General features: G+C 69.4%; 14 protein-coding genes. 9 read left to right on the plus strand and 5 right to left on the minus strand.

Translation table 11 applies throughout. The features are described from left to right. Positions 1-6 precede the first annotated feature (6 nt). Genes CJEDD_RS05030 through CJEDD_RS05040 form a run of 3 tightly spaced genes read left to right on the plus strand, consistent with a single transcriptional unit; the run spans position 7 to position 1,391 of the window. Positions 7-321 carry a hypothetical protein gene (locus tag CJEDD_RS05030; protein WP_042406173.1) on the plus strand — a complete coding sequence of 105 codons (315 nt, stop codon included), beginning with the start codon at positions 7-9 and terminating at the stop codon, positions 319-321. Positions 322-336: 15 nt separating this feature from the next. Further along, entirely contained in the window at positions 337-507 is a 171-nt protein-coding gene (locus CJEDD_RS05035; RefSeq protein ID WP_070475087.1) for a DUF3117 domain-containing protein, read from the plus strand. Positions 508-524: 17 nt separating this feature from the next. Beyond that, positions 525-1,391 carry a class I SAM-dependent methyltransferase gene (locus CJEDD_RS05040; protein WP_042406174.1) on the plus strand — a complete coding sequence of 289 codons (867 nt, stop codon included), beginning with the start codon at positions 525-527 and terminating at the stop codon, positions 1,389-1,391. A 10-nt stretch (positions 1,392-1,401) separates the two neighbouring features. On the opposite strand, the gene CJEDD_RS05045 is transcribed toward CJEDD_RS05040, so the two are convergent. Together CJEDD_RS05045 and glgA are read right to left on the minus strand one after the other, a co-directional pair. Then, entirely contained in the window at positions 1,402-2,799 is a 1,398-nt protein-coding gene (locus CJEDD_RS05045) for a GH32 C-terminal domain-containing protein (RefSeq protein ID WP_273657648.1), read from the minus strand. Next, positions 2,799-3,953, minus strand: coding sequence for a glycogen synthase (glgA, locus tag CJEDD_RS05050; RefSeq protein ID WP_042405647.1), 1,155 nt, complete (start codon positions 3,951-3,953; stop codon positions 2,799-2,801). The genes CJEDD_RS05045 and glgA overlap by 1 nt, the downstream gene beginning before the upstream one ends. Positions 3,954-4,020: 67 nt before the next feature. On the opposite strand from glgA, the gene glgC reads away from it, so the two are divergent. Further along, on the plus strand, positions 4,021-5,238 hold the full coding sequence (gene glgC, locus CJEDD_RS05055; RefSeq protein WP_042405649.1) for a glucose-1-phosphate adenylyltransferase: 1,218 nt from the start codon (positions 4,021-4,023) through the stop codon (positions 5,236-5,238). Here the strand turns inward: glgC and CJEDD_RS05060 are convergent. Continuing rightward, positions 5,235-5,900, minus strand: a complete 666-nt coding sequence (locus tag CJEDD_RS05060; protein ID WP_232297665.1) for an O-methyltransferase — start codon at positions 5,898-5,900, stop codon at positions 5,235-5,237. The two genes, glgC and CJEDD_RS05060, sit on opposite strands and share 4 nt — an antisense overlap. A gap of 89 nt (positions 5,901-5,989) precedes the next feature. Between CJEDD_RS05060 and sigE the strand changes: the two genes are divergently transcribed. The 3 genes from sigE to tatB are packed head-to-tail and all read left to right on the plus strand — an operon-like array spanning position 5,990 to position 7,360. After that, positions 5,990-6,592: an RNA polymerase sigma factor SigE gene (sigE, locus tag CJEDD_RS05065; RefSeq protein WP_042405650.1), complete on the plus strand. Its 603-nt coding sequence runs from the start codon at positions 5,990-5,992 to the stop codon at positions 6,590-6,592. Positions 6,593-6,606: 14 nt separating this feature from the next. Next, the gene (locus CJEDD_RS05070) at positions 6,607-6,954 is read left to right on the plus strand and encodes an anti-sigma factor family protein (protein WP_052333724.1); all 348 of its coding nucleotides are present in this window, start codon (positions 6,607-6,609) and stop codon (positions 6,952-6,954) included. Positions 6,955-6,964: 10 nt separating this feature from the next. Then, positions 6,965-7,360, plus strand: coding sequence for a Sec-independent protein translocase protein TatB (gene tatB / locus CJEDD_RS05075; protein WP_042405651.1), 396 nt, complete (start codon positions 6,965-6,967; stop codon positions 7,358-7,360). On the opposite strand, the gene CJEDD_RS05080 is transcribed toward tatB, so the two are convergent. Then, positions 7,353-8,489 carry an Mrp/NBP35 family ATP-binding protein gene (locus CJEDD_RS05080; protein WP_042405652.1) on the minus strand — a complete coding sequence of 379 codons (1,137 nt, stop codon included), beginning with the start codon at positions 8,487-8,489 and terminating at the stop codon, positions 7,353-7,355. The genes tatB and CJEDD_RS05080 overlap by 8 nt on opposite strands. Positions 8,490-8,541: 52 nt before the next feature. Here CJEDD_RS05080 and CJEDD_RS05085 point away from each other — a divergent pair, with 52 nt between their 5' ends. Together CJEDD_RS05085 and CJEDD_RS05090 are read left to right on the plus strand one after the other, a co-directional pair. After that, positions 8,542-9,057 carry a YflT domain-containing protein gene (locus CJEDD_RS05085; RefSeq protein WP_042405653.1) on the plus strand — a complete coding sequence of 172 codons (516 nt, stop codon included), beginning with the start codon at positions 8,542-8,544 and terminating at the stop codon, positions 9,055-9,057. An 8-nt stretch (positions 9,058-9,065) separates the two neighbouring features. Beyond that, positions 9,066-9,830: a hypothetical protein gene (locus tag CJEDD_RS05090; protein WP_273657649.1), complete on the plus strand. Its 765-nt coding sequence runs from the start codon at positions 9,066-9,068 to the stop codon at positions 9,828-9,830. Positions 9,831-9,890: 60 nt separating this feature from the next. Here CJEDD_RS05090 and CJEDD_RS05095 read toward each other — a convergent pair whose 3' ends face one another. Continuing rightward, positions 9,891-13,622, minus strand: coding sequence for a multifunctional oxoglutarate decarboxylase/oxoglutarate dehydrogenase thiamine pyrophosphate-binding subunit/dihydrolipoyllysine-residue succinyltransferase subunit (locus tag CJEDD_RS05095; RefSeq protein ID WP_042405655.1), 3,732 nt, complete (start codon positions 13,620-13,622; stop codon positions 9,891-9,893). Between the last annotated feature and the right edge of the window lie 21 nt (positions 13,623-13,643).

The following is a 13,643-nucleotide window of genomic DNA, read 5'->3' on the forward strand; positions in this document are numbered from 1 at the left end:
TATGGCATGCTTTCCTGGATCATCCTCATCCTCGTCCTCGCGCTGCTGAGCATCGTCGGCGTGCGGGTCTTCGCCTCCATCTTCGGCCGCGGCGAGGCGCTGCCGCCCATGCCTCCGACCGCCGAGGTGAAGGAGGCCAACCGCCGGGCCGTCGAGGAGGGCAACTTCGGCGACATCCAGCTCGAGGTCGTGCACCGCGGCTACCGCATGGACCAGGTCGATGCGCTGCTCGAGCAGCTCGCCGGCGGTTCGCTCGGCCGCGGCGAAACGCGGGTAGAATCTGAGGAGACGATTGTCCCCAGTGCCCCGAGCACGATGTAGAAGGAGCGTTGACGAATGGCAGCGATGAAGCCGCGTACCGGTTCTGGCCCGATGGAGGCCGTGGAGGAGTCCCGCAAGATTGTGATGCGCATCCCCTCGGACGGCGGCGGCCGCCTCGTCGTCGAGCTGAGCAAGGAGGAGGCCGGCGAGCTGGGCCGCCTGCTCACGGAGGCCGCCGAGGCCTAACGCGGTAGTATCGCCACATGCTCAACGACATTGTGGACGTGCTGGCCGACCCGGCAGATCTCACCCCGCTCCGGGGCGAGGACGGTTTCACCCGCCTCGTCTCCGGGTCGGGGCATTCTTATGACGTGGCCAAGCAGGGCTACGTCACACTGGCGGCAGGGCAGGGCCTGATCCACGAGGGCGACTCGCTCGAGATGATCAACTCCCGCGAGACGTTCCTGTCCAACGGGCACTTCGCCCCGTTCGTCGAGGCCGTGACGGACGCGGTGTCGGACGTTGTGGAGCGCAGTGCGGGCGACGCGGACCCGGTGATCCTCGAGGCGGGCGCCGGCACGGGGTACTACCTTGCACACACGCTCGATTCGATCGCGGGCGCGCGCGGGGTGGGCCTGGACATCTCGGTCCCGGCGGCGAGGCACCTCGCGAAGGCGCACCCGCGCCTCGGCGCCGTCGTCGCCGACGTGTGGGAGCAGCTGCCGATCCGCACCGGCTCCGTCCACGCGCTCACCGTCGTGTTCGCGCCGCGCAACCCGGCCGAGTTCGCGCGCGTGCTCGTCGACGGCGGTGAGGCCGTGATCCTCGTCGCCGACCACGGCCACCTCGACGAGCTGCGCGAACCGCTCGGGATCCTCGGCGTGGAGGAGCACAAGGTCGAGCGCCTCGTCGAGCAGGCGCGCGGACACCTCGAGCCGGTCGGGGAGCCGGAACTCATCGAGTTCCCGATGCAGCTCGGCCGCGAGGCGATCGCCGCGCAGGTGGGGATGAGCCCCTCGGCGCGCCACCTCGACCCGGAGGTGCTGCGCCAGCGTCTCGACGCCCTCCCGGACCAGATGACCGTTACCGCCCGCGCCCAGCTCATCCGGATGCGCAAGGCGGGGCAGTAGCCGCAGCCGCCTAGCGCCCGGCCGTGTAGCCGCGGCGCCACTCGCTGTGGATGGCGGCGCCGTCGTTCGCCCGCGCGCGGATGCCGTAGCAGTTGCCGTCGGGCCAGATGCGCGAGGACATGACAACGCTGCCGCCGCCCGCGTAGACCTCGAGCGTGGAGCCGTCGACGATGACGGTGATGTTGTCCTCGTCGTCATCGTTGAGCGACGCGGTGGCGGGGGTGCCGTCGAGCCGGTCGAGGGTGAGCGTGTCGCCGTCGTGGGTGATCACCGCGGCCGGCTCGCCTGCGCCGTCGAGCACCTCGACCACGACGGAGGAGCCGGACGGCACCTCGCACAGGCCCGCCCACATGCGCGCGCGGTCGGTCGTGTCCACGGCGTCCGGCAGCCCCGGCGCCGGCACCTGGTAGAGGCGCCCGCCCGCGAGGGTGACGCGCCGCGGCAGGGTGAGCGCGTTGGCCCAGCCCTCGGCGTCCCAGTTCGGCTCGGCGGTGGGGTCGCCGGCGCGGTCGGTGTTCGTCATAAAGCCGTAGAGGTAGGCACGCTCGTACAGGTTGTCGGCGGTCGCCTCCTCGGGGCGGTAGTTCGTGTTGCGCGGGCGGGTGAAGTCGTGCCCGTGGTCGACGACGGTAAACGGCGTGTCCACGCGGAACACCGACCCTTTGAGCTGGCCCACGGCGTAGACGGCGGTGTCCTTGCCGTCGCGCTCGAGGGTGATGAACAAGACATCGTGGATCTCGCCGTCCACTTCGTCGCGCAGCCGCACGAGGCGCGGGGCGACGAGCGAGGCGTCGAGATCGACGCCGGTGTCGCCGTCGAAGGTGAGGGGCCCGACGAGGTGCCAGTCGCGCCCGTCAGTCGACGTGAGCACGACGGGCTTCGGCGCCGTCACCGGCCCGGAGACGGCGAGCATGAGCCAGCCGTCGTGGTCCTGCTCGCGGTCGGCGCTGCCCCAGTCCGGCACGACGCAGGGGGAGCGGAAGTTCGACGCGCCCGCGGAGTCCCCGACCACCGCACCGATGCGCTCGGCCGCGGCGATGTCGTCGTCCTCATCGTCGCCGCACAGCTCGTCGACGTGCGCAACGTGCGCGATCTGCACCGTGTTGCCCGCCGCGGTCTCGGAGCTGAAGTACAGGTCGACGCCGTCGCCGGACGCGGTGACGGACCCGGCGCGCACGTTCGTCTCCCCGCCGGCCGGGGCGATGACGTCACTGCAGTCGAGCCAGCTGAACGGGTCGTCCTCGCTCATCTCGTGTCCCCAGCGGCTCGGCGCGTCCGGGGTGGGGCGGTACTGGTAGAACATGTGCCACACGCGCGAGTCCTCGTCGCCGGAGCGGAAGACGCCGGCGGGGCCCTCGAGGATGCCGCGCTCGGCGGTCACGTGCAGTTCTGGTCGGTACACGGTCATCAGATCAACCCCTTGTAAATGTCGACAGTCTGCTGGGCGATGGTCCGCCACGAGAACTCGCTCTTGGCCCGCTCGAGCCCCGCAGCGCCCATGGCGGCGGCGCGCTCGCGGTCGCCGGCGACGGCGTTGACGGCCTCGGCGAGCCTACGCTCAAAGCCTTCGGCGTCGGCCGCGTCGTAGTCCACGAGGACGCCCGTCTCGCCGTCAACGACGACCTCCGGGATGCCGCCGACGCGCGACGCCACGACGGCGGTGCCGCACGCCATGGCCTCGAGGTTGACGATACCGAGCGGCTCGTAGATCGACGGGCACACGAACACGTCCGCCACCGAGTACACCTGGCGGATCCGCTCCGGGGGCAGCATGTCCTTCACCCAGAACACCCCGTCGCGCTGCGCCTGCAGCTTCTCGACGAGCCCTTCGGTCTCCGCTGCGATCTCCTCGGTGTCCGGGGCCCCGGCGCAGAGAATGAGCTGGATCCCCTCGTCGAAGCGCTGCGCCGCCTTGAGCAGGTGGGGTACGCCCTTCTGGCGGGTGATGCGCCCCACGAACGCGACGACGGGCCGGGATGTATCCACCCCGAGCTCGTCGGCGATGGTGCCGGCGTCCGGGTACCACTTTTCCGGGTCGATGCCGTTGAGGACGGTGTGGACTTTAGCGTCGTCGATACGCGGGTACGCCCGCAGAATCGAGTCCTTCATGCCGGAGGAGACGGCGATGACGGCGTCGGCGTACTCCATGGCGTTCTTCTCGGACCAGGAGGAGACGTTGTAGCCGCCGCCGAGCTGCTCGCGCTTCCACGGGCGATCCGGCTCGAGGGAGTGGGCGGTGACCACGTGGGGGATCTCGTGGAGCAGGCCCGCGAGGTGGCCGCCGAGGCCCGAGTACCAGGTGTGGGAGTGCACGACGTCGAGGCCGGAGGCGGCGTCGGCCATCCGGAGGCCCGTCGATAAGGTCTTGATCGCGCCGTTCGCGTCCGCGAGGGCGGGGTCGACGCCGTGGACGTAGACGCCGGCCTCGTCGCGTGGGGCGCCCATGCAGTGGACGTCGACGTCGACGATCTCCCGCATGAACCGTGTCAGCTCCGTGACGTGGACCCCGGCCCCGCCGTAGACCTCCGGCGGGTACTCGCGCGTGAACATTCCGACTTTCATGCCCGCCGAGCCTACTGACGATGCCGAATCCCTGCACGAGCCTGAAAATCACATTAGCCTTGCGCTTATGAAAAGCCAGCCTCGAGTTCTCGCCATCGTCCTGGCCGGCGGGGAGGGCAAGCGCCTTTACCCCCTCACCGCCGACCGCGCCAAGCCCGCCGTCCCGTTCGCGGGCAACTACCGCCTCATCGACTTCGTGCTGTCCAACCTCGTCAACGCCGGCTACATGCGCATCGCGGTGCTCACGCAGTACAAGTCGCACTCGCTCGACCGCCATGTGGCCACCGCGTGGAACGTCTCCGGCCCGACGCAGCAGTACATCGCCTCGGTGCCCGCGCAGCAGCGCCGCGGCAAGCGCTGGTACTCCGGCTCGGCGGACGCGATCGTGCAGTCGCTCAACCTCATCTACGACGACGCGCCGGACTACGTCCTCGTCTTCGGCGCGGACCACGTCTACCGCATGGACCCGTCGCAGATGGTGGAGGACCACATCGCCTCGGGCAAGGCGGCCACCGTCGCCGGCATCCGCGTGCCGCGTAGCGACGCGCACGCGTTCGGCTGCATCCAGTCCGACGACGACGGCACGATCACCGAGTTCCTAGAAAAACCCGCCGACCCGCCGGGCACCCCGGACGACCCGGACGTCACCTTCGCCTCCATGGGCAACTACTGCTTCTCCACGGAGGCGCTCATCCAGGCGCTGCTCGAGGACGAGCAGAACGAGGACTCCGCGCACGACATGGGCGGCGACATCATCCCGTACTTCGTGGCCGAGGGGGAGGCGAACGTCTACGACTTCTCCCGCAACCAGGTGCCGGGCGCGACGGACCGCGACCGCGGGTACTGGCGCGACGTCGGCACGATCGATTCGTTCTACGAGGCCCACATGGACCTCATCTCCGTGGATCCGGTGTTCAACCTCTACAACAAGGCATGGCCGATCCACGCGACGGAGGACGATAACCTGCCGCCGGCGAAGTTCGTCATGGGTGGCATCGCGCAGGAGTCCATCGTCGCGTCGGGCTCCATCATCTCCGGGGCGACGGTGCGCAACTCCGTGCTTTCCACCGACGTGCGCGTCGAGGAGGGGGCGACGGTGGAGGGCTCCGTGCTCATGCCGGGCGTGCGCGTGGGCAAGGGCGCGGTGGTCCGCCACGCCATCTTGGACAAGAACGTCTACGTCTCCGACGGCGAAATCATCGGCGTCGACGCCGAGCGCGACTGCGCCCGCTTCACCGTCTCGGACCACGGCGTGGTCTGCGTGGGCAAGAACGAGGTGGTCTAGGCCCGCTTCGTCACCAGCGTGAGCCCGCCGTCGAGCGGCAGGCGCGCCAGGGCAGCACCGTCGAGCGACAGCGTATCGACGAACGCGTCCGCCTCCCGCGCCGCCTCCGTCTCCCGGTCGCGGCGGGTGGTGTCCGCCACGGTGCCGTCGAGCAGCGAACCCGCCACGACGAGGGTGCCGCCGGGGGTGAGGAGGGGCCAGGCGGCGTCGATAAGCGGGCGCAGCTCGACGGGGGAGACGTCGGCGTAGACGAGCTGGTACGCGCCGGCGGCGAGGCGGCCCATGACGTCGAGGGGGCGGGAGGTGAGGAAGCGCACGCGCGTCGGCGCGAAGCCCGCGCCGCGGAACGCCTCCTTCGCGCCGGCCTGGAGCGCGGCCTCGGGCTCGATGCACGTCAGGGTGGCCTTCTCCGGCAGCCCGGCGAGCAGGTGCAGGCCGACAACGCCGGCCGCGGGGGTGACGGCGACCGCGCCCTGGGTCCCGCCCGGGGTGGCGGCGGCGAGCACGGTGAGCAGGTCGCCCACGTAGGTGCTCGGCGCGGCGACGCCGTTTTCCGCCGTGTCCTCGCGCGCGAGGCGCAGCGCGTCGGCGACCTCGTCGCTGAGGTGGTCGCCGCGCGCGGCGATGTAGGCGGACAGTTGGCTAAACGCGGTCTCACTCACGCGGGCCATCATAACCCCCGCCGAGGTACCCAGGCAGTTGCCAGCTGGTTGTCTGGAGGAATCCACGCGGGTCTGGGACAATACCCCTCATGACATTCGAGGACGCCCCCGCACCCCGCCTGACCGGCACCGCAGCCTTCGATGCCGGCGAGGGCGAGATGCCGTCGTGGGCGGAGCTCGTCCAGGAGCACGCGGACAGCGTCTACCGCCTCGCCTACCGCCTCACCGGCAACCAGCACGACGCGGAGGACCTCACGCAGGAGACGTTCATGCGCGTCTTCCGCAGCCTGAAGCACTACCAGCCGGGCACGTTCGAGGGCTGGCTGCACCGCATCACCACAAACCTCTTCCTCGACATGGTGCGCCGCCGCGCGAAGATCCGCATGGAGGCGCTGCCGGAGGACTACGAGCGCGTACCCGGCACGGACATGACGCCGGAGGAGGCGTACTCCACCGCGAACCTCGACCCGGCGCTGCAGCACGCGCTCGACGAGCTCAGCCCGGACTTCCGCGTCGCGGTCGTGCTCTGCGACGTGGTCGGCATGAGCTACGAGGAGATCGCGGAGACGCTCGGGGTGAAGATGGGCACGGTGCGCTCGCGCATCCACCGCGGGCGCGCCCAGCTGCGGGAGTCCCTCGAGGCGCAAGCGCGTATCGACGCCTCCGCCAAGGAACTCATCCGCGCCTTCTAGGGGAGCGTGCCGGGATGCACAAGCGCGAGTTCAACTCGACCGACCACCTCAACCCCGAGGCCGTCGCCGCCTACGTGGACGGGGAGCTCACAGCCGGGGCGTACCGGCGCGCCACGAAGCACTTGGACGACTGCGAGGAGTGCCTCGCCGAGGTCGCCGCGCAGCGCCGCGCCGCAGACCGGCTGCGGGTCGCCGACGACTCGCAGGTGCACGCGCCGGCCTCGCTCGTGGAGCGCCTGGCGAGCCTGCACGCTGAGGATGCCCGCGACGACCCAGGCGCAACGGGGGCCAAGGACGGCCGGGGCGGGATCGCCGCGGTGCTGGGCCGGATCGCCCGCCACGGCACGTCGGGCCGCGAGTAAGGTGACGTAGGTGTTTTCCAACATCGGCTGGGGCGAGATCTTCTTCATCCTCATCATCGGCCTCATCGTGATCGGGCCGGAGCGCCTGCCCGGCGTCGTCGAGGACGTGCGCGCGGCGATCTACGCGGCGAAAAAGGCGATCAACAACGCGAAGGCCGAGCTCAACGGGGAGTTCGAGGAATTCGAGGAGTTCAAAAAGCCCATCGACACCGTCACCCAGTACGCGGCGATGGGCCCGAAGCGGGCGATGGCGAAGATGCTGTTCGACGAGGAAACCCCCGCGGAGACCGACAGGCCCAGTAACCAGCCCAAGCAGCAGGCCCCCGCGCCGCGTCAGGCGGAGCGTGAGGTGGCGGACCGGAGGCCGTCGCAAAGCAAGGGCTTCTCCTGGGAGGACATCACTTAACGCGGGGATTGAGGCTCTTGCCCGCGAGCGAATCGCGGCGCACCTTGAGCTGGTCCGCGACGGCGAGGATGGCGCGGGCGGCGGGGGAGTCGGGCTCAGCGATGACGACGGGGGTGCCGTCGTCGCCGTGCTCGCGCAGCTGCGGGTCGAGCGGAATGGAGCCGAGCAGCTTCACGTCGGAGTCGGTGAGCTGCGTGAGGCGCTCGGCCACCTGCTCGCCGCCGCCCTCGCCGAAGATGTTGAGCACGGTGCCGTCGGGAAGCGTCATGCCCGCCATGTTCTCGATGACGCCGGCGATCTTTTGATCCGTCTGCTGGGCGATGGTGCCGGCGCGCTCGGCGACCTCGGCTGCGGCGGCCTGCGGGGTGGTCACGATGATGAGCTCCGCGTTGGGCACGAGCTGCGCCACCGTGATGGCCACGTCGCCGGTCCCGGGCGGCAGGTCCATGAACAGCACGTCGAGGTCGCCCCAGTACACGTCGGCGAGGAACTGCTGGATCGCGCGGGTGAGCATCGGCCCGCGCCATACGATCGGCGCGTTGCCCTCGACGAACTGGCCGACGGAGATGTGGCGCACCCCGTGGGCGATCGGCGGCATGATCATGTCGTCAACGACGGTGGGGCCCTTGTCGTCGGAACCCATGAGCCCCGGCACCGAGTGGCCGTAGATGTCCGCGTCGACGATGCCGACGGTGAGCCCCTGGGCGGCGAGCGCCGTGGCCAGGTTCACCGTCATCGAGGACTTGCCCACGCCGCCCTTGCCGGAGGCGACGGCGTAGATGCGCGTGCGCGTGTCCGGGTCGGCGAAGGGGATGACGGGTCCGGTCTGCTCGCCGCGCAGCTTCTGCGACAGGGCCCGGCGCTGCTCGTCGCTCATCGCGTGCATGGTGACGCTCACCCGCCCCGCGCCGTCGAGCTCCTCGAGCACCGCGCGGGCGTTCGACTCGATGGTCTCGCGCATCGGGCAGCCGGCGATGGTGAGGTAGATACCCACCGCGACGTCGCTGCCGTCGATCGCGACCGATTCAACCATGTCGAGCTCGGTGATCGGCTTGCCAATTTCCGGGTCTTCCACGCGCGCCAGGGCCGCGTAGACGTCCGCTTCGGTGATCTGTTGTTCAGTAGCCATCTCGTCGAGCAGTATAACGGCGTCCGCGCGTTGACCCGATACACTGGGCGGCATGACTCATCCCTTTAACAACCCCGCCGGCCAGGCGCCGGTGGGCCAGGTGCCGACGGGCTGGCCGGTCGGCAGCTTCAAGACGTACGCGGAGGCGCAGCACGCCGTCGACGCGCTTTCGGACCAACAGTTCCCGGTGGAGAAGCTCTCCATCGTCGGCGTGGATCTCATGCAGGTGGAGAACATCACCGGCCGCCTGACGTGGGGCAAGGTCCTGGGCACCGGCGCGCTGTCGGGCCTGTGGATGGGCCTGTTCCTCGGCCTCATCATGGCCATGTTCGCCGAGCCGGGCACCGTGTGGGCGATGTTCTTCTGGACGCTTATCATGGGCGCCCTGTTCGGCCTCATCTTCGCCGCCGTGGCGTACGCGTTCACGGGCGGCAAGCGCGACTTCTCCTCGGCCACCACGATCGTCGCCGGGCGCTACGACGTCCTCTGCGAGCCCGACGCCGCACCGCAGGCGCGCGACCTCATCGCCGCTACCGGCGCGCCGGTGCAGCCGCGTAACGACGCCTAACGGCCCCAATGCGCCAACAAACCACAGTCCGCACACCCCGCCGCGTGGCGGCGCTGCTCGCCGTGCCCGCGGTTCTCGCCGGCGCGGCCGGGCTGACCGGCTGCGCGTCGCAGGACGGCGTCTACGCCCACGCCGCCACCGGCAAGGACGCGGTGGCGATCGGCGTTGATGCCACCTCGCCGGAGCAGGTCGTGCTCGGCGAGATCTACAGCCGCGTGCTTCAACAGTTGGGCCGCCCGACGAGCGTGACGGCGCTGGACAACGGCGTGAACGCCGGCGCCGACGCGCTGCCGGTGCTGCAGGAGACGCAGGTCGACTTCGTCGTCGCATGCACCGGCACGCTCGTCGAGGCGAACGACCCGGCCGCGGCCGCGGCGCTGCGCAAGGAGCACGACGCCGACCCCGACGACGCGGGCTTCAGCGACCGCGTCTACGACGCCGCGGTGGCCACCCTGCCCGGCAACGTGCAGACGGTGGACCCCTCGCCCTCGCAGGGCTGCGGGGCGGGGGATCTGCCGAACAACGTCATCCCGGTCTTCCGCAAGGGCGTGTTCGATCGCACCGAGGTCAACCGCCTCAACTTCATCACCCGCGTGCTGGCCAGCAGCGCGCTGGAGAAGATGACGAAGGAGTACACCGCGGGCGGGGAGCTCACCGACGTGCTCGCCGCATGGATGATCGAGTACGCCCACATCGACGTCCACGCCGGCGAGCTCGCGGACCCCGCGGGCGCGGCGGACCCGGATTCCGCCACGGGCGGCTCCGGTAAGTAGGCAACGCAAAGGGCCCCGGGGAGGAGGTGATCCTCCTTCCCGGGGCCCTCCGCTGTGGCGTTACTTGGCGAAGGCTTCGTCGAGAAGCTGCTGCTCCTCAAGCTGGTGCACCTTGGACACGCCGGTCGCGGTGGTGGACTGCGCGCGGCGGGACACGCGGACCATCTCCGGCATGTCCGGGATCAGGTTGCGCAGGTGCTCGTTGTAGAACGGCCACGCGCCCTGGTTTGCCGGCTCCTCCTGGACCCAGCGGATCTGCTTGGCGTTCGGGTAGTTCTTGAACGCGTCGGCGAGGCGGTTGAACGGGATCGGGTGGAGCATCTCCACGCGGATGATGGCGACGTCGTCGCGGCCGTCCTTCTCGCGCTTCTTGTCCAGCTCCCAGTACACCTTGCCGGAGCACAGCAGGATCGTCTTCACCTTGTCGGTGTCGCCGACCTTCGTGTTGCCGGGCTCGACGAAGTTCGGGTCGTCGATGACGGACTGGAACTTGTCCACCTCGATGAAGTCCGCCGGCTGGGAGACGGCGGCCTTGTTACGCAGCATCGACTTCGGCGTGAACACGACCAGCGGGCGCTTCATCTCGCCGAGCGCCTGGCGGCGCAGCAGGTGGAAGTGGTTTGCCGGGGTGGACGGCTGGGCGATGGTCATCGAACCCTCGGCCACGAGCTGCAGGTAGCGCTCGATGCGGGCGGAGGAGTGGTCCGGGCCCTGGCCCTCGTAGCCGTGCGGCAGCAGGGAGATGAGCGAGGACATCTCGCCCCACTTTGTCTCGGCGGCGGAGAGGTACTCGTCGATGATGGTCTGGGCGCCGTTGGCGAAGTCGCCGAACTGCGCCTCCCACGCGACGATGGCGTCCTTGTTGCCCAGCGTGTAGCCGTACTCGAAGCCCATGCCCGCGTACTCGGTGAGCGCCGAGTTCCACACCTGGAAGCGGCCGTCGCCGTGCTCCTGCGCGTTGTGGTCGAGGGGGTTGTACGCCTCGCCGTTGTCCGGGTTGTAAAGCACCGCGTGGCGCTGCGTGAACGTGCCGCGCTGGGAGTCCTCGCCGGCGAGGCGGACGAACTTGCCCTGCTCCGCCAGGGAGCCAAAGGCGAGCAGCTCGCCCCAGCCCCAGTCGATGTCGCCCTCCTCGAGCGAGCCGCCGCGCTTCTTCAGCACGGACTTCAGGCGCTTGTTCGGCGTGAAGTCGTCCGGCAGGTTCGCGTACGCCTCGGCGAGGCGCTTGAACTGCTTCTCGGAGATGGAGGTGTCCAGCCCGCGGGTGAGCTTCTGGGAGTCGGTGATGCCGGTCTGCTCGCTCGGCTTGCCCTCGCCGGACTTGACGTCGGAGAAGACCGCGTCGAGCTGGTCGTGGAAGTCCTGCGCGGCCTTCTCGGCGTCCTCCTGGGTGATGTCGCCGCGGCCGATGAGGTCCTTCGTGTAGCGGGTGCGCACGGAGGGGTGGGACTCGATGCGCTCGTACATGATCGGCTGGGTCACCGTCGGGTCGTCGGCCTCGTTGTGGCCGCGGAGGCGGTAGCAGATGAGGTCGATGAAGACGTCCTTGCCAAACTCGCGGCGGTACTCCACGGCGAGCTGGGCCACCCACGCGGCGGCCTCCGGGTCGTCGCCGTTGACGTGGAACACCGGGCAGTCGAAGCCCTTGGCCAGGTCGGTGGCGTAGAAGGAGGAGCGGCCGGAGTCCGGGGTGGTGGTGAAGCCGATCTGGTTGTTCACCACGATGTGGACGGTGCCGCCGACGCTGTAGGCCGGCAGCTTCGACAGGTTGAGGGTCTCCTGCACCACGCCGAGGCCGGCGAACGAGGCGTCGCCGTGCAGCATGAGCGGCATGACCGGGTGGTCCTCGCGGCCCTTGGTGGCCTGGACGAGATCCGCCTTCGCGCGCGCCATGCCGACGAGGACCGGGTCGACGGTCTCGAGGTGGGACGGGTTCGCCGCGAGGGAGACCTTGATCTCGCCGTCGCCGAACATCTGGATGTGCTCGCCCTCGAAGCCGAGGTGGTACTTCACGTCGCCGGAGCCGCCTTGCTGCGCGGCGCGCATGTTGCCCTCGAACTCGGAGAAGATCGTGGCCACCGGCTTGCCCACAATGTTGAACAGCACGTTGAGGCGGCCGCGGTGCGGCATGCCTATAACGACCTCTTCGAGGCCCTGGCCGGCCGCGGTGTCGATCGCGGCGTCCATGAGCGGGATGAGCGTCTCGGCGCCCTCGAGGGAGAAGCGCTTCTGGCCGAGGTACTTCGTCTGCAGGAAGTTCTCAAAGGCCTCAGCAGCGTTGAGCTTCTGCAGGATGTACTTCTGCTCCGCGCCCGTCGGCTTCGGCATGCCGGCCTCGACGCGGTCGCGCAGCCACTCGCGCTCGTCGCGGTCCATGATGTGCGCGTACTCGGTGCCCACGTGGAGGGTGTAGGCGGCGCGCAGGCGGGACATGACCTCGCGCAGGGTCATCTGCTCCTTGCCGCCGAAGCCACCGACGTGGAAGGTGCGGTCGAGGTCCCAGAGGGTCAGGCCGTGGGTCTCCATGAGCAGGTCGCGCGAGTCCGGCTTCGGCAGGCCCGGCTGGTGCCAGTGCAGCGGGTTCGTGTCCGCGATGAGGTGGCCGCGGGAGCGGTACGCCTCGATGAGCTGCATGACGCGGGTGTCTTTGTTGATGCCGGTGTTCGGCACGTCCTGGGCCCAGCGCAGCGGGGAGTAGGGGATGGCCAGGGAGGTGAAGATGTCGTCCCAGAACTTGTCGTCGATGAGCAGCTGCGAGATGTCGCGCAGGAACTCGCCGGACTCCGCGCCCTGGATGACGCGGTGGTCGTACGTGGAGGTGAGCGTGACGAGCTTGCCCACGCCCAGCTCGGCGAGGCGGTCCTCGGACGCGCCGGCGAACTCCGCCGGGTAGTCCATGGCGCCGACGCCGACGATGGTGCCCTGGCCCTTCGTCAGGCGCGGGATGGAGTGGCGGGTGCCGATGCCGCCCGGGTTGGTGAGCTGGATGGTCACGCCCGAGAAGTCGTCCATCGTGAGCTTGCCGTCGCGGGCGCGGTTGACGATGTCCTCGTACGCCTCGACGAACTCGGAGAAGCTCTTCGTCTCGCACTCCTTGATGGCGGCGACGACGAGCGAGCGCGAGCCGTCCTTGCCCGGCAGGTCGATGGCCAGGCCGAGGTTGATGTGCTCCGGCTGGACGGCGAAGGACTTGTTGCCGTCCTCCTTGTAGTTCTTGTTCATGTCCGGGTGCAGGCGGGTGGCCTGCACGATCGCGTAACCCAGGATGTGGGTGAACGACACCTTGCCGCCGCGGGTGCGCTTGAGGTGGTCGTTGATCAGCGCGCGGTTTTCGAACATGAGCTTGACCGGCATGTCGCGCACGGTCGTCGCCGTCGGCACCTCGAGCGACTCGTTCATGTTCTTCGCAATGGCCTTAAACGCGCCCTTGAGCTGGTACTCGCCCGGCTCCGCCTCGACGGAGGCGATGTTGTCCAGCGGCGAGGTCTTCGCCGGGGCGGTCGAGCGCGCGGGCTTGGCGGCGGCCTTCGAGGCGGCCTCGTCGACCTTTGTCTCGCGGCCGTCCTGGCTCGGCGCGCCGGTGGTGCGGGCAACCTTCGGGTCGGTCTTGGGCTGGCTCGAGCCCGGCTCGGAAGGGGTGACGGTGGGTGTGCCCTTCGCAGTCTTCGGGGCGCCCTTCTCGTCGAACAGCTTGCGCCACTCGGCATCCACAGAGTCGGGGTCCTCCTTGTACTGCTGGAACATCTCGTCAACCAGCCAGCTGTTCTGGCCGAACGTGTTTTCGCTGCTCACGGCAGGTTCTCGCCTTCCTTC

The sequence above is a fragment of the Corynebacterium jeddahense genome (assembly GCF_028609865.1).
Classification (GTDB): Bacteria; Actinomycetota; Actinomycetes; order Mycobacteriales; family Mycobacteriaceae; genus Corynebacterium; species Corynebacterium jeddahense.

What these genes read in the sequence shown, in the direction of transcription:
- CJEDD_RS05085 (WP_042405653.1), top strand. Translation starts at nt 8,542, where the DNA reads ATGACTCATCCCTTTAACAACCCCGCCGGCCAGGCGCCGGTGGGCCAG.
- CJEDD_RS05045 (WP_273657648.1), bottom strand. Translation starts at nt 2,799, where the DNA reads ATGACCGTGTACCGACCAGAACTGCACGTGACCGCCGAGCGCGGCATC.
- CJEDD_RS05040 (WP_042406174.1), top strand. Translation starts at nt 525, where the DNA reads ATGCTCAACGACATTGTGGACGTGCTGGCCGACCCGGCAGATCTCACC.
- glgA (WP_042405647.1), bottom strand. Translation starts at nt 3,953, where the DNA reads ATGAAAGTCGGAATGTTCACGCGCGAGTACCCGCCGGAGGTCTACGGC.
- glgC (WP_042405649.1), top strand. Translation starts at nt 4,021, where the DNA reads ATGAAAAGCCAGCCTCGAGTTCTCGCCATCGTCCTGGCCGGCGGGGAG.
- CJEDD_RS05035 (WP_070475087.1), top strand. Translation starts at nt 337, where the DNA reads ATGGCAGCGATGAAGCCGCGTACCGGTTCTGGCCCGATGGAGGCCGTG.
- CJEDD_RS05090 (WP_273657649.1), top strand. Translation starts at nt 9,066, where the DNA reads ATGCGCCAACAAACCACAGTCCGCACACCCCGCCGCGTGGCGGCGCTG.
- CJEDD_RS05030 (WP_042406173.1), top strand. Translation starts at nt 7, where the DNA reads ATGCTTTCCTGGATCATCCTCATCCTCGTCCTCGCGCTGCTGAGCATC.
- sigE (WP_042405650.1), top strand. Translation starts at nt 5,990, where the DNA reads ATGACATTCGAGGACGCCCCCGCACCCCGCCTGACCGGCACCGCAGCC.
- CJEDD_RS05080 (WP_042405652.1), bottom strand. Translation starts at nt 8,489, where the DNA reads ATGGCTACTGAACAACAGATCACCGAAGCGGACGTCTACGCGGCCCTG.
- CJEDD_RS05070 (WP_052333724.1), top strand. Translation starts at nt 6,607, where the DNA reads ATGCACAAGCGCGAGTTCAACTCGACCGACCACCTCAACCCCGAGGCC.